The sequence below is a fragment of the Marinobacter sp. CHS3-4 genome, from assembly GCF_030053415.1.
Lineage (GTDB): Bacteria > Pseudomonadota > Gammaproteobacteria > Pseudomonadales > Oleiphilaceae > Marinobacter.
The window spans coordinates 756,601-777,961 of record NZ_JASGBJ010000002.1; the positions used below are offsets into that span (position 1 = coordinate 756,601).

Annotated in this window: 20 protein-coding genes; 4 read left to right on the top strand and 16 right to left on the bottom strand. The window is 55.2% G+C overall.

What is annotated here, in order from left to right:
* Window positions 1-4: 4 nt before the first annotated feature.
* The 7 genes from nqrF to QLQ17_RS11455 form a co-directional block, all read right to left on the bottom strand.
* Window positions 5-1,231 (bottom strand): NADH:ubiquinone reductase (Na(+)-transporting) subunit F, encoded by a 1,227-nt coding sequence (nqrF, locus tag QLQ17_RS11425; protein WP_283209701.1) that lies wholly within the window; start codon window positions 1,229-1,231, stop codon window positions 5-7.
* Window positions 1,232-1,269: 38 nt separating this feature from the next.
* Entirely contained in the window at window positions 1,270-1,878 is a 609-nt protein-coding gene (gene nqrE / locus QLQ17_RS11430; protein ID WP_283209702.1) for an NADH:ubiquinone reductase (Na(+)-transporting) subunit E, read from the bottom strand.
* Window positions 1,878-2,543 carry an NADH:ubiquinone reductase (Na(+)-transporting) subunit D gene (locus tag QLQ17_RS11435; protein WP_283209703.1) on the bottom strand — a complete coding sequence of 222 codons (666 nt, stop codon included), beginning with the start codon at window positions 2,541-2,543 and terminating at the stop codon, window positions 1,878-1,880. Before QLQ17_RS11435 ends, nqrE begins: the two co-directional genes overlap by 1 nt.
* A 2-nt stretch (window positions 2,544-2,545) precedes the next feature.
* Window positions 2,546-3,349 (bottom strand): Na(+)-translocating NADH-quinone reductase subunit C, encoded by an 804-nt coding sequence (locus QLQ17_RS11440; RefSeq protein ID WP_283209704.1) that lies wholly within the window; start codon window positions 3,347-3,349, stop codon window positions 2,546-2,548.
* Entirely contained in the window at window positions 3,342-4,547 is a 1,206-nt protein-coding gene (locus QLQ17_RS11445; protein ID WP_283209705.1) for an NADH:ubiquinone reductase (Na(+)-transporting) subunit B, read from the bottom strand. The genes QLQ17_RS11440 and QLQ17_RS11445 overlap by 8 nt, the downstream gene beginning before the upstream one ends.
* Window positions 4,548-4,550: 3 nt before the next feature.
* Window positions 4,551-5,897 carry a Na(+)-translocating NADH-quinone reductase subunit A gene (locus QLQ17_RS11450; RefSeq protein ID WP_283209706.1) on the bottom strand — a complete coding sequence of 449 codons (1,347 nt, stop codon included), beginning with the start codon at window positions 5,895-5,897 and terminating at the stop codon, window positions 4,551-4,553.
* A 329-nt stretch (window positions 5,898-6,226) separates the two neighbouring features.
* Window positions 6,227-7,696 carry a glyceraldehyde-3-phosphate dehydrogenase gene (locus QLQ17_RS11455; RefSeq protein WP_283209707.1) on the bottom strand — a complete coding sequence of 490 codons (1,470 nt, stop codon included), beginning with the start codon at window positions 7,694-7,696 and terminating at the stop codon, window positions 6,227-6,229.
* Window positions 7,697-7,897: 201 nt separating this feature from the next.
* Between QLQ17_RS11455 and mfd the strand changes: the two genes are divergently transcribed.
* Both mfd and QLQ17_RS11465 read left to right on the top strand, forming a co-directional pair.
* Window positions 7,898-11,407, top strand: coding sequence for a transcription-repair coupling factor (gene mfd, locus QLQ17_RS11460; RefSeq protein WP_283209708.1), 3,510 nt, complete (start codon window positions 7,898-7,900; stop codon window positions 11,405-11,407).
* A gap of 121 nt (window positions 11,408-11,528) precedes the next feature.
* Window positions 11,529-12,503: a CsiV family protein gene (locus QLQ17_RS11465; RefSeq protein ID WP_283209709.1), complete on the top strand. Its 975-nt coding sequence runs from the start codon at window positions 11,529-11,531 to the stop codon at window positions 12,501-12,503.
* Here the strand turns inward: QLQ17_RS11465 and QLQ17_RS11470 are convergent.
* The 5 genes from QLQ17_RS11470 to QLQ17_RS11490 are packed head-to-tail and all read right to left on the bottom strand — an operon-like array spanning window position 12,469 to window position 16,671.
* Complete coding sequence (locus QLQ17_RS11470) at window positions 12,469-13,242, bottom strand: S-methyl-5'-thioinosine phosphorylase (RefSeq protein WP_283209710.1); 774 nt, start codon at window positions 13,240-13,242, stop codon at window positions 12,469-12,471. The two genes, QLQ17_RS11465 and QLQ17_RS11470, sit on opposite strands and share 35 nt — an antisense overlap.
* Window positions 13,232-14,473: a mechanosensitive ion channel family protein gene (locus tag QLQ17_RS11475; protein ID WP_283209711.1), complete on the bottom strand. Its 1,242-nt coding sequence runs from the start codon at window positions 14,471-14,473 to the stop codon at window positions 13,232-13,234. Before QLQ17_RS11475 ends, QLQ17_RS11470 begins: the two co-directional genes overlap by 11 nt.
* A 20-nt stretch (window positions 14,474-14,493) precedes the next feature.
* The gene (locus tag QLQ17_RS11480) at window positions 14,494-15,000 is read right to left on the bottom strand and encodes a L,D-transpeptidase (protein WP_283209712.1); all 507 of its coding nucleotides are present in this window, start codon (window positions 14,998-15,000) and stop codon (window positions 14,494-14,496) included.
* 58 nt (window positions 15,001-15,058) lie between these two features.
* Window positions 15,059-15,736, bottom strand: coding sequence for a TetR/AcrR family transcriptional regulator (locus tag QLQ17_RS11485; RefSeq protein WP_283209713.1), 678 nt, complete (start codon window positions 15,734-15,736; stop codon window positions 15,059-15,061).
* Between the two features lie 59 nt (window positions 15,737-15,795).
* On the bottom strand, window positions 15,796-16,671 hold the full coding sequence (locus QLQ17_RS11490) for an MFS transporter (protein ID WP_283209714.1): 876 nt from the start codon (window positions 16,669-16,671) through the stop codon (window positions 15,796-15,798).
* Window positions 16,672-16,842: 171 nt separating this feature from the next.
* On the opposite strand from QLQ17_RS11490, the gene QLQ17_RS11495 reads away from it, so the two are divergent.
* Entirely contained in the window at window positions 16,843-17,457 is a 615-nt protein-coding gene (locus QLQ17_RS11495) for a riboflavin synthase subunit alpha (RefSeq protein ID WP_283209715.1), read from the top strand.
* Here QLQ17_RS11495 and QLQ17_RS11500 read toward each other — a convergent pair.
* A complete protein-coding gene (locus QLQ17_RS11500) occupies window positions 17,436-18,578 on the bottom strand; it encodes a class I SAM-dependent methyltransferase (protein ID WP_283209716.1) in 1,143 nt (380 codons plus the stop codon). The two genes, QLQ17_RS11495 and QLQ17_RS11500, sit on opposite strands and share 22 nt — an antisense overlap.
* Window positions 18,579-18,701: 123 nt before the next feature.
* On the opposite strand from QLQ17_RS11500, the gene QLQ17_RS11505 reads away from it, so the two are divergent.
* On the top strand, window positions 18,702-19,112 hold the full coding sequence (locus QLQ17_RS11505; protein ID WP_283209717.1) for a hypothetical protein: 411 nt from the start codon (window positions 18,702-18,704) through the stop codon (window positions 19,110-19,112).
* Between the two features lie 82 nt (window positions 19,113-19,194).
* Here the strand turns inward: QLQ17_RS11505 and QLQ17_RS11510 are convergent, their stop codons facing one another.
* The 3 genes from QLQ17_RS11510 to can form a co-directional block, all read right to left on the bottom strand.
* Window positions 19,195-20,241, bottom strand: a complete 1,047-nt coding sequence (locus tag QLQ17_RS11510) for a class I SAM-dependent methyltransferase (protein ID WP_283209718.1) — start codon at window positions 20,239-20,241, stop codon at window positions 19,195-19,197.
* 139 nt (window positions 20,242-20,380) lie between these two features.
* A complete protein-coding gene (locus tag QLQ17_RS11515) occupies window positions 20,381-20,554 on the bottom strand; it encodes a hypothetical protein (protein WP_283209719.1) in 174 nt (57 codons plus the stop codon).
* A gap of 127 nt (window positions 20,555-20,681) precedes the next feature.
* Entirely contained in the window at window positions 20,682-21,356 is a 675-nt protein-coding gene (gene can, locus QLQ17_RS11520; protein ID WP_283209720.1) for a carbonate dehydratase, read from the bottom strand.
* Between the last annotated feature and the right edge of the window lie 5 nt (window positions 21,357-21,361).

Genomic DNA, 21,361 nt, shown 5'->3' on the forward strand with positions numbered 1-21,361 from the left:
TCGATTAACCCCCGAAATCATCCAGCATGATGTTTTCGTCCTCAACACCCAGATCTTTCAGCATCTTGATGCAGGACGCGTTCATAATGGGGGGCCCACACATATAGTACTCACAGTCTTCCGGAGCCGGGTGGTCCTTCAGATACTTCTCATACAGTACGTTGTGGATAAAGCCTGTCGGGCCTTCCCAGTTGTCTTCAGGCAGAGCGTCAGAGAGGGCGACGTGCCACTCGAAATTCTCGTTCTCTTCCTGAAGCATGTCGAAATCTTCGACATAGAACATCTCACGGACACTTCTCGCCCCGTACCAGAAGCTGATCTTCCGATTGCTGTTCAAGCGCTTGAGCTGGTCGAAGATGTGCGAGCGCATCGGCGCCATACCGGCACCGCCGCCGATAAATACCATCTCTGCGTCGGTCTTCTTGGCGAAGAACTCGCCGAACGGCCCCATCACTGTCACCTTGTCACCCGGCTTCAGAGCAAACACGTAGCTCGACATGATGCCAGGCGGATGATCGGTGCCCGGAGGCGGTGTCGCAATCCGGATGTTGAATTTTAGAACACCCTTCTCTTCCGGATAGTTCGCCATGGAGTAAGCGCGGATGGTCTCTTCCTTGTTCACCGCCTTGTAGCGCCAGATATCCAGTTTGTCCCAGTCTTCGTGGAATTCTTCCTCAATGTCGAAATCCTTGAAGTCGATTTCGTAGGGCGGGCACTCAAGCTGAACATAACCGCCGGCACGGAAGTCGACTTCCTCGCCTTCAGGCAGTTTCAGTACCAGCTCTTTGATGAAAGTAGCCACGTTGTGGTTGGACACCACTTCGCATTCCCACTTTTTCACGCCGAAGAACTCTTCCGGCACTTCGACTTTCATGTCCTGTTTCACAGGAACCTGACAGCTCAGGCGCCAGCCTTCTTTTTCTTCACGATTGGTGAAGTGGGTTTTCTCGGTCGGCAGCATCGCGCCACCACCTTCAAACACCTTGCACTTACACTGCGCGCAGGTACCGCCGCCGCCACAGGCAGACGACAGAAAAATGCCGCTATTAGCCAGCGTACCCAGAAGCTTGCCACCCGCTTCTGTTTTCAGAGTGTGCTCCGGGTCGTCGTTAATTTCGATGGTCACATCACCGGTGCTTACCAGCCTGGAACGGGCCGCAAGAATCACTGCGACCAGGGCCAGTACGATAACGGTGAACATGACCACGCCAAGCAGAATTTCAGTATTCATGGTCTCGCCTTTTCGTTAAATCGAATCACCGGGGTTTATTACAGCGAAATGCCGGAAAACGACATAAATCCAAGCGACATCAGGCCAACGGTGATGAAGGTGATGCCCAGGCCACGCAGGCCTTCAGGAACGTCGCTGTATTTCAGCTTTTCTCGGATACCGGCCAGCGCAATAATCGCTAGCGCCCAACCGAGACCTGCACCAAAGCCGTAAACCACGCTTTCACCAAACGTGTAATCACGCTCTACCATGAACAGCGAAGCACCCAGAATGGCACAGTTCACAGTAATCAGCGGCAAGAATACGCCGAGCGCCGCATAAAGCGCCGGTATGTATTTATCCAGAACCATTTCCATGATCTGGACAATTGCCGCAATTACACCGATATACGACAACAGGCCAAGAAAGCTCAGGTCCACATTGGGCAGACCTGCCCAGCTGAGGGCGCCTTCACGTAATATGCCGTTATACAGCAGATTATTCACCGGAACGGTGACGGTCAGAACGACCACAACGGCAATGCCAAGACCTGTGGCTGCTTCAATCTTCTTGGAGATCGCCAGGAAGGTACACATCCCCAGGAAGAAGGCCAGAGCCATGTTTTCAACGAAAACGGCTTTCAGAATCAGGCTGATATAATGTTCCATCAGAAGGCCTCCTTGGCGGTATGGCGAGACATTTTAAAGTCAGCCTCTTCTACCTGCTCCGGCTTCCAGGTGCGCAGGCCCCAGATTGCCAGACCAATGATGAAGAATGCGCTTGGCGGCAGTAGCAACAAACCATTTGGAATGTACCAACCACCTTCATTGACCACCGGCATAATGGAAATGCCAAACAGCGATCCAGCACCCAGGAGCTCACGGAAGAACGCCACGAAGATCAGCAGTACTGAATAGCCCAGGCCATTGCCCACACCATCCAGGAAGCTGAGCCACGGACCATTCTGCATGGCGAAACCTTCTGCACGCCCCATCACGATACAGTTGGTGATGATCAGCCCAACAAAGACTGACAGCTGCTTGCTGATTTCGTAGGCGTAAGCTTTAAGTACCTGATCCACCACGATAACCAGCGATGCAATGATGGTCATCTGCACGATGATCCGGATGCTGCCGGGTATCTGTGACCGCACCAGTGATACGGCCAGGTTGGAAAAAGCGGTAACGGCGATAACGGCCGCACACATAACCAGCGTTACATTCATGCTGGTCGTTACCGCCAACGCGGAACAGATACCCAGTATCTGCAACGCGATGGGGTTGTTACTGAAGATCGGTTCGAAGAGAACCTGTTTGGCGGATGCGTCTGCCATGATCAGACCTCCCCTTGGCGAAGTTTTTTCAGATAGGTTTCGTAGCCACGGTCACCCATCCAGTAGTTGACCAGTTGCTGAACCCCGCGGCTTGTCAGCGTCGCACCGGACAGAGCGTCGATCTTGTGCTCTTTGTCCGCAGCGTCGGCACTCACACCACCTTTGACGAGTTTGATCTGCGGTTCATCCAGATTGTCGCCGTAGACCTCCTTGCCAACCCACTGCTTTTTCCAGCGTGGATTATCGACTTCGCCGCCCAGGCCCGGAGTTTCCGCGTGAGAATAGAAGCCCAGGCCTTCAATGGTATTCGCGTCACCTTCCAGCGACATAAAGCCGTAGAGGGTCGACCAGAGGCCGTAACCGTGAACCGGCAGAACGACGCGCTTGAGCTTGCCGTTTTCACTCAGGGTGAAAATCTTGGCAACATTCGGACGACGCTTGATGCCTGCCTTGTCTTCCGACGACGGAATGTTTGTCGACATGGCCGGGTCAGACGCTGCCTTGTACATGTCGTACTTCATCGGGTCTGTAACGCCCACGGCACTGGGTTCAACGTATTCGCCGGTATCCAGGTCAAGAAGACGCACTTCGAAGCGAGAGAAAGTCTCTTCGATTTCTTCCGCGCTGGCGCCCGGCTCGAGCATGCCGGCGGCAGAAAGAATATTCGAACGGATATCCAGATTCTGGTTTTTAACCTGCGCAGGACGCAGCAAAACCGCAGCGGTGGACACGACTACTGAGAACACAATACTCAGTACCAGTGCCACCATTAACGTTCTGGAGACGGTTTCTTTTGGTTTAGCCACGTGCAAGCCTCCGTTTGATATTGGCCTGAACCACGTAATGGTCCATCAGCGGAGCGAACAGGTTGGCGAACAGGATGGCCAGCATAATGCCTTCCGGGAACGCCGGGTTAACCACTCGGATCAGGACGGTCATAACGCCAACCAGGATACCGAAGCACCAGCGACCGGTGTTGGTCATGGCGGCAGATACCGGATCGGTCGCCATGAACATCATGCCGAACGCAAAACCGCCCATCACAAGATGCCAGTGAGCAGGTACCGCAAACATCGGATTGGTGTCCGAGCCAACGGCATTCAGCAACATCGACATCCCGATCATACCGATCAGAACACCGCCTACAATGCGGTAAGAGGCGATCTTCATCAGCAACAATATCGCCCCCCCGATAAGCACCGCCAGAGTCGACGTTTCACCCATGGAACCCTGGATGGTGCCCATGAATGCGGACATCCAGCCAATCTGGCTTTCCAGTGCCTCAACGCCGCCGCTTGCAGCCCAGCTGAGTGAGGTTGCGCCGCTGAAGCCATCAACCGCGGTCCATACCGTGTCACCGGAAATCTGCGCCGGATAGGCGAAATACAGGAACGCACGACCAGTCAGCGCCGGGTTCAGGAAGTTCTTGCCAGTACCGCCGAAAACTTCCTTACCGATCACCACGCCGAAGGTGATGCCCAGAGCCACCTGCCAGAGCGGGATGGTCGGCGGGCAAATCAGCGCGAAGAGTACCGAAGTCACGAAGAAGCCCTCGTTCACTTCGTGGCGGCGAACCGTAGCGAACAGCACTTCCCAGAAGCCACCCACGATGAACGTCACCGCGTATACCGGCACAAAATACGCCATGCCATAAACGAAGTTATCCCAGATGCTGGACGGATCGTTACCCGCCAGGGCTGCGATAAAGGCCGTACGGAGGCCACCGTCGCCCATCAGGGCATCCGGATTTTCCGCCAGGAAGCTGTTGGCCTGGAAACCGATGTTCCACATGCCAAAGAACATGGCCGGGAAGGTACACATCCACACCGTGATCATGATGCGTTTCAGGTCGACGCCATCACGCACATGAGAAGTAGTGGAAGTTACCTTACCGGGGGTATAGAAAATGGTATCGATTGCTTCATAGAGCGCATACCAGCGCTCATACTTGCCACCCTTTTCAAAGTGGTGCTCGATGCCATCGAGAAACTGTCGAATTGCCATCAGTTAACCCTCGATCTCGATTCGGGTCAGATTCTGGCGCAGAATCGGACCGTATTCGTATTTGCCCGGGCACACGAAAGTGCAGAGCGCCAGATCCTCTTCGTCCAGCTCCAATGCACCCAACTGTTGCGCCGTTTCTGTGTCGCCAACGATCAGTGACCGCAGTAGCTGAGTCGGCAGAATATCCAGAGGCATCACTTGCTCGTAAGCACCTACCGGAACCATGGCACGCTCACTGCCATTGGTCGTGGTGGTGAAGTTAAACAATTTGCCCTTCGTGAGTTTGGACAGATAGATATTCAGAACCGAGAACTTGTTCGGCCCGGGCGACAGCCACCCCATGAACTCGCGCTTGTAGCCTTCTTCCAGAACAGAAATCTGGTTCGCAAAGCGTCCAAGGTAGGCACATGGGCCATCACCGCGGCGACCACCGAAGACAGAGCCGGAAATCGTACGAACTTCGCAGTCTGTGGCAATTTCACCGTCCAGAAGTTCCGTCAGGCTCGCACCGATACGGGTACGCAGCAGGCGTGGCTTGGTGGCCTTGGGGCCACCAACCGCAACAATGCGGTCAACCGGCAGCTCACCGGTCTGGAACAGTTTCGCAATGTCGATGACATCCTGGTAACCAATACTCCAAACCACCTTGTCACCTACAATCGGGTCAAGATAGTGGATATGGGTGCCAACGTTGCCGGCCGGATGCCTGCCGTCGAATTGCTGGACTTCTACGGAGTCGGACTCCGGCACCGGCACGTCTGAACCCGGCTTGCCGGATACAAACACCTTACCGTTGGTCAGTTTGGTCAGGATACGCAAGCCACGTTCGAAGGCCGCTTTGTTCTCACCGATAATGACGGTTGGATCGGCGGCCAGTGGATTGGTATCCATTACTGACACAAAAATTGAGTTGGGCGCTGAATCGATCTCCGGCACTTTGCTGTACGGCCGGGTCTTGAAAGTGGTCCACAAGCCGGATTCCACCAGGTTATCAACAACCTGCTGGCGCTCGAGAGACGCAATATCAGATTCATCATAGCGGGCAAAAGATTCCGCGTCGTCGCCATCGATCTCAATCACAATGGACTGGAAAACACGGCGTTCACCGCGATTGATTTCCTTGACGACACCGGCTGCCGGTGATGTGTAACGAACGCCTTCGGTCTTCTTATCCGTAAACAGCAGCGTACCGCGCTTAACGCGATCTCCCTCTGATACAGCCATAGTGGGCTTCATGCCGTTGTAGTCAAAACCGATCAACGCCACGTGGCGAACGGTATTGCCTTCATCTATGGTCTGCTCAGGAGCGCCGCTGATGGGAAGATCCAGGCCTTTTTTGATCTTGATCATTAGCCTCATCCAATCATCAGAAACTGTTCGATGGATTTTAACGCCCGACCCCTGCGGCCCGCCCCCTGTCCGGAGAATCCGGTGGGCAGAACCACAGTGAAGGATGCCCAGGCTAAAACAAGCCAGACATTCGACTGCAGGAGGTCATGGGAAGCGGGTGCCAGACGTACCCAAAATCGCGCCAATTATAGAGTTTACGGAACACTATTTCCACCAGAAACCCCGCCTAGTTTGTCGCCAAACGTAATTCGCCCAGTGGCATTTCAGGCATAAAAAAACCCCGGACGTAAAGGCCCGGGGTTCTATTTAGACCGATTATCAGGCTGAAATCAGCCGCGTACCCGCTTCGGGAAAATCGGATAGTCCACGCCAGCCATCTGGTTGACCACGCGAATCACCTGCGCGCTGTAACCGGCTTCGTTGTCATACCATACATAGAGGATCAGACGCTTGCCGTTGGCAATAGTGGCCTGAGCGTCGACAACACCGGCATGCCGGGAACCAACGAAATCCGTCGAAACCACTTCTGGCGAGTTCACGAAATCAATCTGCTTCTGCAGCTCGGAGTGAAGCGCCATATCCCGCAAGTAGTCGTTTGCACTTTCGACGGTCACGTCTTTCTGCAGGTTCAGGTTCAGAATGGCCATGGACACGTTCGGAGTCGGAACCCGGATCGCGTTGCCAGACAGCTTGCCCTTCAATTCCGGCAGCGCCTTGGCGACCGCTTTCGCCGCGCCTGTCTCGGTAATTACCATGTTCAGAGGCGCACTACGGCCGCGACGGCTACCTTTGTGGTAATTGTCGATCAGGTTCTGGTCATTGGTGTAAGAGTGCACGGTTTCAACGTGGCCATCTTCGATCCCGTACTCATCCTGAATCGCCTTGAGAACCGGCGTGATAGCGTTGGTTGTGCAGGAGGCTGCAGACAGAATGCGATCGTCCTCGGTAATCCAGTCGTTGTTGATTCCATGAACGATGTTCTTGATATCGCCCTTGCCTGGCGCGGTTAGAATCACGCGGCTGACGCCTTTGGATTTCAGGTGCAGACCAAGGCCGGCCTCGTCGCGCCAGATACCGGTATTATCGATAACAATGGCGTTATTGATGCCGTATTGGGTGTAATCCACCTGATCGGGGCCCGGCGAATAAATCACCTTGATAAAGTTGCCGTTGGCAACAAGTGCGGAGTTCTCTTCATCAACGGTGATGGTGCCGTTAAACGGCCCATGTACGGAGTCCCTGCGCAGCAGACTGGCACGCTTTTCGAGATCGTTGTCTGCACCACCCTGGCGAACCACAATCGCACGCAGCCGGAGATTGTTACCGCCACCCGCTTTTTCAATCATGATGCGAGCCAACAGACGACCAATCCGACCGAAGCCATAAAGCACGACGTCTTTGGTATCTTTCTCCGCGTCCTCTGCCGACTGGGACTGATACTGACCAACGATCGGCCCGATTTCCTCTTTCAGGAAGTCCTCAAGAGATCCACCGACTTCTTTGAACTTGACCGCCAGTTTGCCGATATCAACGTGGCCACGACCCAGGTCCATTTTATCCATGGCTTGCAGGATGGGCAGAGTGTCGTGAACAGACAGCTCGCTGTCTTCAACCTGACGCACAAAACGATGCGCGCGGATGATGTCGATCACCCCCTGATTGATCACGGCACGGCCATAGACGGACGTCACCACATTATTCTTTCGGTAGAGTCGACCGATAATCGGAATCATCGCTTCCGCAGTGGATTCTCTTTCCGTCCAGTTAGACAGGTGCTGATTGATCTGTTCGTGACTCACGCTTGAACCTCTACTATTGGAACGTCTGCAAAATTGGGCGCACATTATCCAACGGAATTGCCTCCACAGCAAATACGAACTGTCCCGGAGTTCGTAGGCTCGGCTTAACTGTCATGACAGCACCACGGTCGCCCGTTAGAATACGCCGCTCGCTGCTTACTATTCAGGCGCCAGATATCTTTCAGGAGTTCTGCACCAATTATGATTCATGGTGATTCGAAACCCAGCTTAAACCCCCGACTGGTTGCCCCGCCCGCACCGGAAAAACCGGCAGACCACCGGCAGTGGGGCCAGTTGCATGGCAGCAGCGACGCACTTGCGATTTGTGAAAGTGCCCGCGAACACCAGGGACTGACGCTGGTAATCACCCGAAACACAGACGAAGCGATCCGCCTCGAGCAGGCCATGCGCTTCTATCTGGGTTTGCCAACAGAAGAAGACGAAGCAGCCATTACCACCGACGGGCTGGAATTATTGTCGCTGCCGGATTGGGAAACCCTGCCCTACGATCTGTTTTCGCCGCACCAGGATATTACGTCCCGGCGCATCCGCGCACTGCACCGGTTACCGTCGACTCAACACGGCGTACTGGTGGTTCCCGCCCGAACGCTGATGCATCGGCTGCCTCCCGTCAGCTATCTGCAAGGCAACACCCTCTTGCTGGAGGTCGGCCAATCGCTGCACATCGATTCCTGGCGCCTGCAGCTTGAAGCTGCCGGTTACCGTCACTCTGATAACGTTTACGAGCATGGGGAATACGCCGTAAGGGGCGCGATCCTCGATATTTTCCCGATGGGCGCCACAAAGCCATACCGAATCGATCTTTTCGATGACGAAATTGAAACCCTGCGTACGTTTGACCCGGAAACCCAACGCTCCATAGATCGCATCGAGAAAGTTGAGCTTCTGCCCGCCAATGAGTTTCCATGGCATAAAGAGGCTCGTTCCGGCTTTCGAAACCGCTGGTTTGAGGCATTTCCACACGCCGACAAAGAAGCGCCCATCTATCAGGACGTTACCCAGGCCATCACCCCTCCAGGCATTGAGTACTATCTGCCGCTGTTTTTTGACCAGACAGCAACCCTGTTCGATTACCTGCCGGAAGAGACGCTGGTATTCACCGCCGAGGGCCTTCATGCGGCGGCTGAACAGTTTACTGCTGACACCCGAGCCCGCTACGAGGATCGCCGACACGACCGTTTGCGCCCGATCCTGCCACCTTCGGAACTGTTCCTGAAAGACGACGAACTGTTTGGACTGCTCAAGCGCTATCCACGAGTCACCATGAGCAGCGAGCCAGCAGACGGCGCCGGGGCCGTTAACTGCCAGACCGAGTCTCTGCCCGATATCGCGATGGATGGCAGAGCGGCTGACCCCTCCGGCCGCCTGAAACGTTTTCTCCAGGAGTTTGAAGGCCGGGTACTGATCTGTGCAGAATCCTCCGGCCGTCGTGAAGCACTGATCGACACTCTGGCCGACCAGAATCTGAACCTGCAGACCCTGGACAGCTGGCAGGAATTCCTGACTGACGATGCCTGCCATCTGGGTATCACCATCGCACCCATGGAACTGGGGCTGGTGCTGCCACAACAAAAACTGACACTGATCACCGAAACCGCCCTGTTTGGCGAACGAGTGCTGCAACGACGTCGGCGCCAAAAGCCAACCGAACAGGACGACGCGGGTTACAGAGACCTCTCCGAACTGCGCATTGGCGCACCAGTGGTGCATATTGATCACGGCGTAGGCCGCTACCAGGGCCTTGAAACCATCACCGTGGAAGGTGAAGCCAGCGAGTTTCTGATGCTGGAATACGCAGGCGGCTCAAAACTCTATGTGCCGGTGTCCAGCCTGCACCTGATCTCCCGCTACACAGGCTCTGACGTCGACCACGCGCCGCTTCACAAACTGGGCACCGAGCGTTGGAGTAACGCCAAACAGAAAGCTCTGGAGAAAATCCGGGATACCGCTGCCGAATTGCTGGATGTTTACGCCCGTCGGGAGGCGCGCAAAGGGTTCTCGTTTGATGACCCAAAAGAAGCGTATCGCGCGTTCGCAGCAGGCTTTCCGTTCGAGGAAACGCCCGATCAGCAGTTGGCTATCGAGTCGGTGTTCGAGGATATGGTCAGCGAAAAACCCATGGACCGGCTGGTGTGCGGCGATGTGGGCTTCGGCAAAACCGAAGTGGCCATGCGAGCAGCTTTTATGGCCACCTATTCCGGCAAACAGGTGGCGGTGCTGGTGCCTACGACACTTCTGGCCCAACAGCATTACGAATCCTTCCGGGACCGCTTCTCGGATACCGCCGTCAGCATTGAACTGCTCAGCCGATTCCGCAGTGGCGGTCAAACCACCAAAGCCATGAAGGCCATTGAGGAAGGCAAAGCCGACATCGTCATCGGCACCCACAAGCTGCTTCAGGGCGACATCAAGTTCAAGAACCTGGGCCTGGTCATCATCGACGAAGAGCACCGATTCGGCGTTCAGCAGAAGGAGAAACTAAAAGCCCTCCGGGCCGAAGTGGACATGCTGAACCTGACGGCAACCCCTATTCCCAGAACCTTAAACATGGCCATGGGCCATTTGCGCGACCTGTCGATCATCGCCACGCCACCGGCCCGGCGTTTGTCGGTGAAAACGTTTGTGCGTCAGCGCGACGAGGCCATGGTCAAAGAAGCTATTTTGCGGGAAGTTCTGCGGGGCGGTCAGGTGTACTTCCTGCATAACGACGTCTCAACGATCCAGAAAACCGCGGAAGATCTGCGTCGACTGATTCCTGAGGCGCGCGTCGGTGTAGCCCACGGTCAGATGCGGGAGCGGGAACTGGAACAGATCATGTCGGACTTTTACCACAAACGGTTTAACGTTCTGGTGTGCACCACCATCATCGAGACCGGCATCGACATTCCCAGCGCAAACACGATTATTATCGAGCGGGCAGACAAATTTGGCCTGGCCCAGCTTCACCAGCTTCGCGGGCGTGTTGGGCGCTCACACCACCAGGCCTACGCTTATTTGCTGACACCGCCACCAAAATCCATTTCGTCGGATGCAAAGAAGCGTCTGGAAGCCATCTCAGAGGCGCAGGATCTGGGAGCTGGCTTTATGCTGGCCACCCATGACCTGGAAATACGCGGCGCGGGCGAGCTACTTGGCGAAGAGCAAAGCGGCCAAATCGAAAGCATTGGCTTTACCTTGTACATGCAGTTGCTGGACGAGGCTGTCCAGGCTATCCGGGAAGGCAGAACCCCAAATGCCGAACTGCCGCTGAGTCACGGTACTGAAATGAACCTCCGAATACCTGCCTTGATTCCGGACGACTATCTGCCTGACGTTCACAATCGCCTGATGCTGTACAAGCGAATTGCCAGCGTGGATAGCAAAGACGCATTAAAAGAACTACAGGTAGAGATGATCGATCGGTTCGGTCTATTACCGGAACCGGCAAAAAACCTGATGCGTCAGTCGGAACTCAGAATTCAGGCAGAGGCCCTGGGGATCACGAAAATAGACGCCGGCAAGGAATGGGCAGGCTTCGAGTTTGGTAATTCAACACCGGTAGACCCGCTGGTTTTGGTTAAAAAAGTGCAATCCGCACCCAACGACTATCGGCTGGACGGCGCGAACACTTTCCGTTTCCGGCTGAAGGATGCATCAACCAGTGGTAAACTCGACGGCGTTTCCGACATGCTCGGGCAACTGGCGGGCTGAACCCTCAGCCAGCTTGCCTGTGGCGGTGACTTTCTTGAGCCGCAAACACGATGATCAGCTAATGAGTGGAGCCAGTATCTTGCAAACGCCCGGTCGACGAACACGTGGATTCCAGTTTCTGATGATAACTGCTTGTCTGGCCTTTGCAGGCGCTGCCTATGGGCAGGAGGGCTCTGAAAGCACAGAAAACCCAGCAAGCCCGGACAGCGCGCGAACCCCCGAGGCAGACAATCCGCCAGCCCTGACGCCTGAACAGGAAACCCTCGCCAAAGACTTCTACCGCGCCGAGTTTGTGATTATCGAACGCAAGATCGAACCTGATCAGGTTGAAGAAAAAATGTCTGACCGCCTGCCCGCCCCACCCGATCTGAAGGCGGGAGAGGTGCTCAGGCATACCGGCGAAAACGGAGAATCGACCACCACGCTGAAACTTGTCCCCAAAAAAGAACTGCATTTACAGGATGCGGTGCGTCGCCTGACCCAAAGTGGACGATATCGCGTCCTGCTGGCAGAGGGTTGGTATCAAGCGTTCCCTCCTGATTTCAAAGGCGAGACCATGTGGGTCACGATTGGCGATTGGCTGCCCGGTGCCGAGCACACCGATGTTCAGGGCCACATCACCATCGACCGCCAGCGATACCTGCATGTGGATGTTCAGCTCAACCATTGGTTACCGAAACCCGAGACCCCTAACTCCCTGGGTATCGACCTGAATGCTGAAACACCGTCGCGCCCCCCTCTTCCGCGTATTGCCATCAAACCGCCGGAACCTGAGGAAGCCTCTGAATCCGAAGAAGCCAGCGATGCTGCGACCGAGACAGAGGCACCATCAGATTCGGATGGTGCATCAGAGCCGGAAGTCAGGGAACGGGAGTTAATCGCAGGGCTGAATTGGCCGCGCGCCGAATTGCTGACCTGGATCAAGGAAACCCGCCGGATGCGAAGCGAGGAAGTGCATTTTCTGGATTCGCCAACACTGGGTGTGCTGATTTTCTTCAAGAAAATCGAGCCGGAAGATGCCGCCCCACTGATCCGGGCGCTGGGTTTGACCGGCGAAACGACTACGGGTGAGTCAGAGCCCCAAGCGGCGCCATAGACACTTCCAGAATACGCCTGACTCCAGACATTCCCTCGTCGATGGCAGCCTCAATATCTGCCATGGTGATGATCTGATCGGTTTTACCGGCCGCCCAGTTCACCACCAGTGCCAGGCAAACGTAATTCATGCCCAGTTCCGCAGCTAAAACGGCCTCGGGCATGCCGGTCATGCCCACAAGGTCACAACCATCCCTTTCCAGCCTTACGATTTCTGCGGCAGTTTCCAGACGCGGACCCTGGGTGGCGGCATAGACGCCAAAATCCGACACCGACAATCCTGCCGAGCGGGCGCCTTCCACCAGGATAGCCCTGGCCTCTGCAGAATACGGATGGGTGAAATCAATGTGAGTCGTGTGGGTCAGATCTTCTTCAAAGAACGTGCTGGCCCTGCCCCAGGTGTAATCAATCAGCTGGTCGGGGATCACAATTCTGGCGGGCCCCATCTCCTGATGGATACCACCCACAGCGTTGACGCCAACCACGGTTCTTACACCGGCATCGTAAAGGGCCTGCACATTGGCCCGATAGTTCACTTTGTGTGGAGGAATACGGTGCGGATCACCATGTCGGGCCAGAAAAACCACCTTCTGACCGCCAATTACGCCCTCTGACAGGCAGGAGGAAGGTGTCCCCCAGATGGTAGAAACCTCGCGCTGCCCGGTAATCTGAAGGCCAGAAAGCGTGGTGAGGCCGGTACCACCAATGATACCGACGGGAGCGGCAGTTTCACGCTTCATCACTTTCTCCGTGCTCCTGATGGAGTGTTTCGCCAGCGGAAGGCCGTTGCGACGATGCCCCCTTTTCTGGCCCAGATCCGGACTGCCCGGTGGAGGTCGGACTGCCTTCGGTCTGATGACCGCCGTCTCGCTCCGCCAGGCGATCCGCAATGTGCAATGTACGAGTCGGGAAGGCAACTTCTGCCCCCTGCTCTTCAATCAGGCCACTGATTTTAAGGAGCACGTCCTGCTTCACCTTATGGTACGTAACCCAATCTACGGTTTTGGTGAAGGTATAAACCATGATGTCCAGTGACGAAGGACCGAACGCCTGGAAGTTCACGATCAAGGTCTGTCCGGCGTCGATGTCATCGTGGTTCTCAAGCATGCGCCGGATGCTCGCCACGATAGTGGGCATCTGGCTCACATCGGCATACCGGATACCGACGGTCTCGTAGATTCGCCGATTGAACATTCGCGACGGGTTTTCCACAGCAATGGTGGTGAATACCGCGTTCGGAACATACAGCGGGCGCTTATCAAAGGTTCGGATGGTGGTCAGGCGCCAACCGATATGCTCGACGGTGCCTTCAATGTTGCGGTCTGGCGATCTTACCCAGTCGCCCACTTTGAACGGGCGATCCAGATGGATGATGAATCCGCCAAAGAAATTCGCCAGCAGGTCTTTGGCCGCAAAACCCACGGCAATACCACCGACACCACCGAAAGCAAGCACACCGGAAATACTGTAGCCCAGCGACTGCATGGCAGTCAGGACAGCAGTAATGATCAAAGCGGCGCGCGAAAGCTTGCTGATTGCGTTCACCGTGGTGTAGTCCATCGGCGTCTGCATCTTCACCGGAGAAATGAGGATCTCTTCTACCTGTTTGATCAGGCGCAGCAGGGTCCAGACAAAAATCCAGATAAAGCCAAGCTCCAAAATGGAGTCGTTGACCTTGAAAACTTCCGCTTCGGAATAATTGTATGCAACCTCTGCCGCCCAATAGACGCCCTGAAGCCAAACGAACCCGACCACAGGCTTGCGCAAGGCGTGCAGAAAAGCGTCATCCCAGAGGTTGCTGGATCGGCTGAATTTCTTTTCAAGCACACCCACAAGCAGGCTGGCAAGATAGGCAACAACAGCGGTGCCAAAGACCAGGCCAAAAATAACGAGCGCTACCCGCCAACTTTCAGACAACAAACTCCAGTCCTGAATCATGGTGTCAACAATGGCAGGTGTTTCTTCTAGCATTAGCGTTCTCGTTCAAGGGCTCAGGTAATGGTTACGGATGTGCCTGCACGAACCTGTTCAAACAGTGCGATAACATCGTGGTTTCTCATTCGGATACACCCATGGGATCTTGGAATACCCATCGGCTCCGATTCGGGCGTGCCATGAATGTAGATGAAACGCCGAAAACTATCGACTTGACCAAGGCGGTTTCTGCCGGGCTCACAACCACAGAGCCAGAGAATACGGGTCAGAATCCAGTCCCGCTGCGGGTACTGTTCAGACAATTCCGGGGTCAGAATCTCGCCGGTGGGACGGCGGCCGACAAACACGGAATTCAGTGGTTGTCCGTCACCGATCATCGCCCGGATGTAGTGTTTTCCTCTGGGGGTGCAGCCGCTGCCATTCAGCTCTCCGGCGCCATTCAATGCAGACGAAATCGGATAAGTGACAGGTTCAGCCTGGTTTTCGAGCCAAAGGGTCAGAGTCTGCTGATCCAGGCTGATTTCCAGTCGCGGGAAAGATTCCCTGGCAGGATCATTCGGCATGCGTAGTCAGCCTCCCGGAAATTTGAGCAGAGGGGAAGACTAACCGAGTAGAAGGTAATCAGGCAACCGAGGTCTTTCCGAATGTCGGCATCATCAAAAGCGGGTCTTCGGCCTGCATGCCTGCAGCAAGGAAAGGAACGAGTCGTGCAGCAATTTCCTGAACCGTGGTTTCCACGCCAAGCTTGTTCTGCAAAATATCTCGAAGAGCATCACTGCTGGACATGGTGAATGCAGTGGCGCCAAGCATGAACTGGATACGCCAGTAACGATCAACGGCGGACAACTGCGGTGTAGACTCTTTCAGCAAACGCATGAAACGGCTGAACGGCTGGCTGTATTCCTGCTCCAGAAATTTGCGCAGATGCCCCTGGGATTGGGTATAGGCAAGGCCCAGCAGACGCATAAAGATCGAAATCCCCTTTTCGTTGCGTTGGGGCATGCGCACCGCACTTTCTGTCAGTGCCCACAGCGTTTGATTCAGGGTTGGCGGCTGACCATCACAGCGTTCTTCAAGGTTGTTGAAAGCCGTTTCGAGTGTCGAGGAGAATGGCGTAAGAAAGCGGGCAAAAACTGCATGAATCAGCGCGTTTTTTGAACCAAAGTGATAATTGACAGCAGCCAGATTTACCTTAGCCTTACTGGTAATCATCCGCAAAGATGTTTCAGAGAAACCTCGCTCTGCGAAAAGCTCTTCAGCAGCATCCAGTATGCGGTCAACCGTATCAGACTGAGCCATAGTTTTTCAGCGCCTCTACCAAACGTCTGTTTCAAACATACGTTTGATAGTTGATTCTGTCAAGCACTGCCCTCGGAACGTGCGGCCACCGATTCCCAGCCCTGATCCAGGGCTTGCTGATGTCCCTCGAAAAATGCCTTTTCAGCCCGCCCGTAGGCCTTTTCAGCCTCGAGCAGATACATCAGATAAAGCCTGACGTGCTCCCGGCGGGTTATGTGTTTCGGCACCGCTCGGCGCTCTGACAATGCCCGCAGCTCGCTATAGCGGGTTGCTCTCAATGACGCATTGAATTCGGCCAGGCGGGCACATTGCCAGACAAGCCCCTCTGCGCCCTCAAGATGGGCTATATGTTTGCGGGCATCCTGTAGCATTCGACGTCGCTTGATGATCAGGTCGAGGTAGGAGGGACGCCGGGTTATCAAGCCGCGAATGGCGGGCAAGCCAAAGAGCAGCAAAATAACAAAGGCACCAAACCCGCCACCGGCAATCCAGGCAGGAACAAACCCGGTCATGCCGCTAAGAAAAGTAATGGCTGCAACCAGCGTGCAAAATAACCAGATGTCCCGGCTGCGCCTGGCCACGGCAACGGTATAATTATCGGGCCAACCTGGCATCGCAAGTATGTCGAAATCCATCAGCATGACCCGATCACACTGCCGAAGCATCAACCGGAGCTTCCTCTGACGGGACTCGGCAATCGTTTTCTCTACCGCCGTCACCCGTTCGTCGTTCGAATCCGTGGGGGCCTCACCGGTCGCATCAGCAGGCACGCTGGCTTCATCACCCTCACCCTTCGCGGGAATTCTGGCCGTTGCGTCAGGAGCCTCTTGCCTGTCTTCTTCAGGCACAGGATCGGCCGACCGCCCTTGACGCAACAATGGTTGGTCGGGGGAAGCTTTTGCCTGTCTGTTTGAAGAGCTTCTGTTTTCTGCCATACACGATCCATCGGCCAAAAGGGCCAATTCTTGAGAGCTCAGTCGCTGATCCTGATTGAACGGTTCTGCACAAAACCCGCTTGGCAGAGTTCTGGTCGGCCGGTATCCTTCCCCGATTCAAACCCAAAGCTTAAAAGGCGCCGGTGCCATATCCTCTTAATGGGAGTTTGCATGTTCACAGGCATAGTTCAGGGTGTTGCGGTGGTCGATGATATCAAAACCGCTACAGGCCTTAGCAGTTTCGCCATACGTTTCCCTCCCCATCAGCTCGAAGGCGTCACCATTGGCGCCTCTGTGTCGATAAACGGCACCTGTCTGACAGTCACTCGCCAGGAGAAAGACCTGCTGTTCTTTGATGCCATGCAGGAAACCCTTGGATTGACGACACTCGGCAACCTGTCGGTTGGCGATCGTATCAATTTCGAACGCGCCGCCCGAATTGGTGATGAAATTGGTGGTCACTTGCTGTCAGGCCACGTGCATACCACGGCCAGAATTACCGCCATCGATCGCCCGGAAAACAATTGCACCCTGACTTTTGAAGTTCCAGAGACCTGGTCGAAGTACATTTTCCCCAAGGGCTATATCGCCATCAATGGCGCCAGCCTGACGATTGGTGAGGTTACCGGCAATCAGTTCAACATCCATTTGATTCCGGAAACCCTTCGTGCAACAACCTTTGCCGACGCCGCCGTCGGAGAACAGGTGAATATTGAAATCGACAGCCAGACCCAGACCATCGTCGACACACTGGCTCGTATGGGCTATGACCGCCCCGCCTCTTGACGGCTGGCTTCAAACACAACGAATTTGGGGGACGCCGCCAGTTGCCGAACCCGTTTGAACGACCGCTTAAGGCTCTGGTGATAACCCAGATGGCGATTACCGACCATCAGTAAACGCCCGCCCGGAGCCAACCTTCGAGCCGACATTTCGAACAGCCTCAGAGCAATGTGATCTCCAACGACTCCGCCTTCATGGAAGGGCGGATTCAGCAGGATCAAATCAAACTCCCCCAACGACTCCGGTGCGCCATCACAATGAATGAATTCAGCCTCTGACTCGGGCAGAGCCCGCTCGAGATTGTGCCGCGCACTGAGCAATGCCTGGCTCGATACGTCCGAGAACGTCACATGAAGATCCGGCCGCTGTATCAGTGCCGACAACCCCAACACACCGTTACCGCACGCCAGATCAAGAACGCGGCCACCCGGCTCAAGAGTTCTCGACGCCTGTTGCACAAGAGGCAGAAGTTCACGCGTGCCAATATCGAGTTTACGACGAGAGAAAACCGCTGGCAGAGCTTCTATCTCGGGCCCCGTATCCGACAGCGGATAGCCTCGCCAGAGATCCGACCAGTCGTCGAGCGTTGCAGTACCGGGCTCTGCAAGAATGACTCGGGCCTTCTTTCTGGCGGGGCACACGGTTCGGGTATAAACCAGCTCTCGAAAAACATCGGCACTTCGGTCCGGTAGATGTTTGATCATTCCACCAGCAATGATGACCCCCTGTGAAGTGAGGCGCTGATTGACCCATCTCAGCAACCAGGCCAGATAATCGGCCTGCCGGGGAATTCGCATCACCACCAGGTCAAATTTGCCATCCGGCGGCGTCAACCAGCTATCAACAGGGGATGGTGGGCCTTCCGCGTTCAGCTGCATGGCGGATGAAAGGGTAGCGCTGTCTGCAACGCAAACTGACGCGTAGTTCTTCAGTGCGAGCGAGATGGCACCGAACTGGTCGTCGAGGATCAGCAATTTTTGAGGTGCTTTGCCAGACAAATGCGCCAGCGCCTGCTCGATCAGCAGTTCATCTGCCGCATCCCAGCCTCTCAGCCCCCGGGAGCCGCCATGAGGGCGGCGGATCGACAGCTCCCTGCCACCGATCCTTAATCTGTCATCGGACATATCGATCTTATTGGCTCTCTTTTTAGTCCCCGATATCAAGGACCGTCATTCTAGGCTGATTATTCTAGAAATTAACCCTAACCTTGGCCCCAATGATATTTAACCGCAACACAGAGGCTGTTTATGATTTCCGATTCCCTCAAAAAACGCTACGACGCTCAGCTTCGCCCACAGGTAGACCGCGCGTCTGGCGAACTTCGCAAGGTACTTAACGGACTGGGCGTATCCCTGGAAGAAGAGCGTTCGTTGAAGGACGTGATCGCCCAGATCCGCAGCAAGAACCCAACGTTCCGGGACCTGACCCTGAATCTGGATTTCGCCACTTACGATCTGCGCAAGAAGCTGTGGTGGAATGCGAACATGTTGACGGCCTATGCCTATGACCAGGCCGGCAAAACCTTTGAAACCGAGGTCATGCCCAAGGTCAGTAGCGCCCGCGAGCGCGCCGAAGCCGAAGCCCGCCGCTTTTTCGTGCAAATTCGTGAATTGACAGGTCGCAAAGCGGCCGATGCAGAGACTGCGAACGACCAGTAACTGCCTCGACTCTACCCCTTTCGTTTGGTCCTTTGTTCAGGACACAAACTTTTGCCCCTCACCCCAGGGGCTTTTTTTTGTCCTATCGTTTTATCGCAGACCAGACAATGAATCTTGTGTTCTCTGCAAGCACTTTCGCTGGCCCGATGTAACGCCGGATCAACGGCTCGTAGGGCAGAAACCGATTGGCAACGACACGTAGCTCACCACCAGACTGCAGGACGCTTCTAACCTCTTTAAAAAAAGCCTCAGCGACTGACGTATCGGTACGAATCCCCGAGTGGAATGGCGGATTGGTCACCACTGCACCGTATTTTGCATCAACCTCGGCCAGCCCATCGGACGCGGTAATGGTTCCGTTCGCGCCCGCTCGGTCAAAGGTTTTACGGGCGCACGCCACCGCCTGAAATTGCACATCCATACCGTCGACGGGCGTCACAGGGAGTGAATGAAGGGACTGATAACCTTGAAGCCAGGCACCAATCACTCCGGCGCCGCAGGCAAAATCCAGTATACGTCCGGCAACTGGCGGAATTTCAGCAAGGGTGTCCAGTAACAGTTCAGTGCCTGCGTCCAACTCACCATCGCTGAATATGCCTGGCAAGCCCGCAACATCCAGGCGAACACCATGACTCTGGACGTGATGCCACGTCACCCAGTTCGCCACCTGGAATTCAGCGCCGGGCGCCACACCATCCGCCAGCCAGACCTGGCAATGCCTGGCGCTGTCAATTTTCTCAGCTTGAGGGAGGCGCTCACGCAATTGCTTTACGGCTCCGGCGATCCCTTCCTTTTTCTCGCCAACCAACAGCAATCGACCGCCACTTTTTACCAATCCAAGCGCCAGAGAAAGACGCATGGACAATTCGGCTCGCGACTTCGGCACAAAAATAACGATGGTATCGGCAACCTCACGGATCAGCGAGGAGTCGCCGTAGCCAAACGCCGCCGTCCAGGATGCATTCGACGCCAGGCGCTCGTAAAGGCCCGCATGTTCGGACATGACCAACCCACCTTGCGGCAGCTCAGTCAGCAGGCCCGGATCACTGATCCCGAGAATAGCGAGGCGACCGAGCAGGCAGTGGCGATTTCGTAGCAGGGCTTCGTGGGAATTGGGTAAAGCGGACATTATGCAGAGCACCCCGGCGCAGAGGGCCTATCGAGGCCACACAAAATTCGGGATACTCTAAACCGAATACGGAGTTAACGAAATACGCCGCCAGATCTCGTCAGGAGAACGGCGGCGCCAAAGGGGGATTTCTCTGGAGCTATTTGTAGCCGGAGACCATGCCTGCTTTCAGGGCTTCTTCCGGTGACATACCCCAGTCTTCCGAGGCAGTAGCCGGTGCCGATGTATTCGCAGGGCGACGATACTTAGCAGACACTTTTTCGGCTTTGCGTGCGTTCATCGCGCTCAGCGCTTTCTGCATCATCTCTCGCATGGTGCTTCTCCTCAATTGCTACACCGACAGTGTAACAACGGAGCAAACCCACTTCTGTGATGCCGCCGAGGGTCACCAAGTGACGCTCGTCACGAATTATTGACAGAATTTGACACCATTTGTGTCGCTATTTTTGACGCCCCGAGCGGACTGGTCGCGAAACCAGGGCTTCAACACTGCTTTGTCTGATTTCATCTTTATCGCCATCCGAGCCTATATGCAGACCCATATCGCGCAACAGACCATCTTTGAGGTCGTATACAAAACCGTGAACCGTCAGCTTCTGCCCACGCTTCCAGGCTTCCTGAACGATGTTATTCTGGCAAACGTGATTGACCTGCTCCACCACGTTCAGCTCACAAAGCCGGTCTACCCTGTCCTGCTCCGCAGAAACGTCTTCAAGCACATCAAGGTATTTGTCTCTCACGTCCTGGACATGTCGCAACCAGTTGGCGATCAGGCCAAAGCCCTCGTTGTTCAGGGCCGCCTTCACACCGCCGCAACCATAGTGGCCAACCACCAGCACATGTTTCACCTTGAGCACGTCGATGGCGAACTGCAACACCGACAAACAATTGAAGTCAGTGTGCACCACCACATTGGCGACGTTACGGTGAACGAATAGCTCACCAGGCATCAAATTGACGATCTGATTGGCCGGAACCCGGCTGTCGGCGCAGCCAATCCATAAGTACTCCGGCGCCTGTTGTTCAGACAATTTCTGAAAGAACGTCGGGTCTTCTTCCTTGATAGCGTCAGCCCATTCCCTGTTTTTTTCCAGCAACGAATCCAGCTGGCCCATTCACT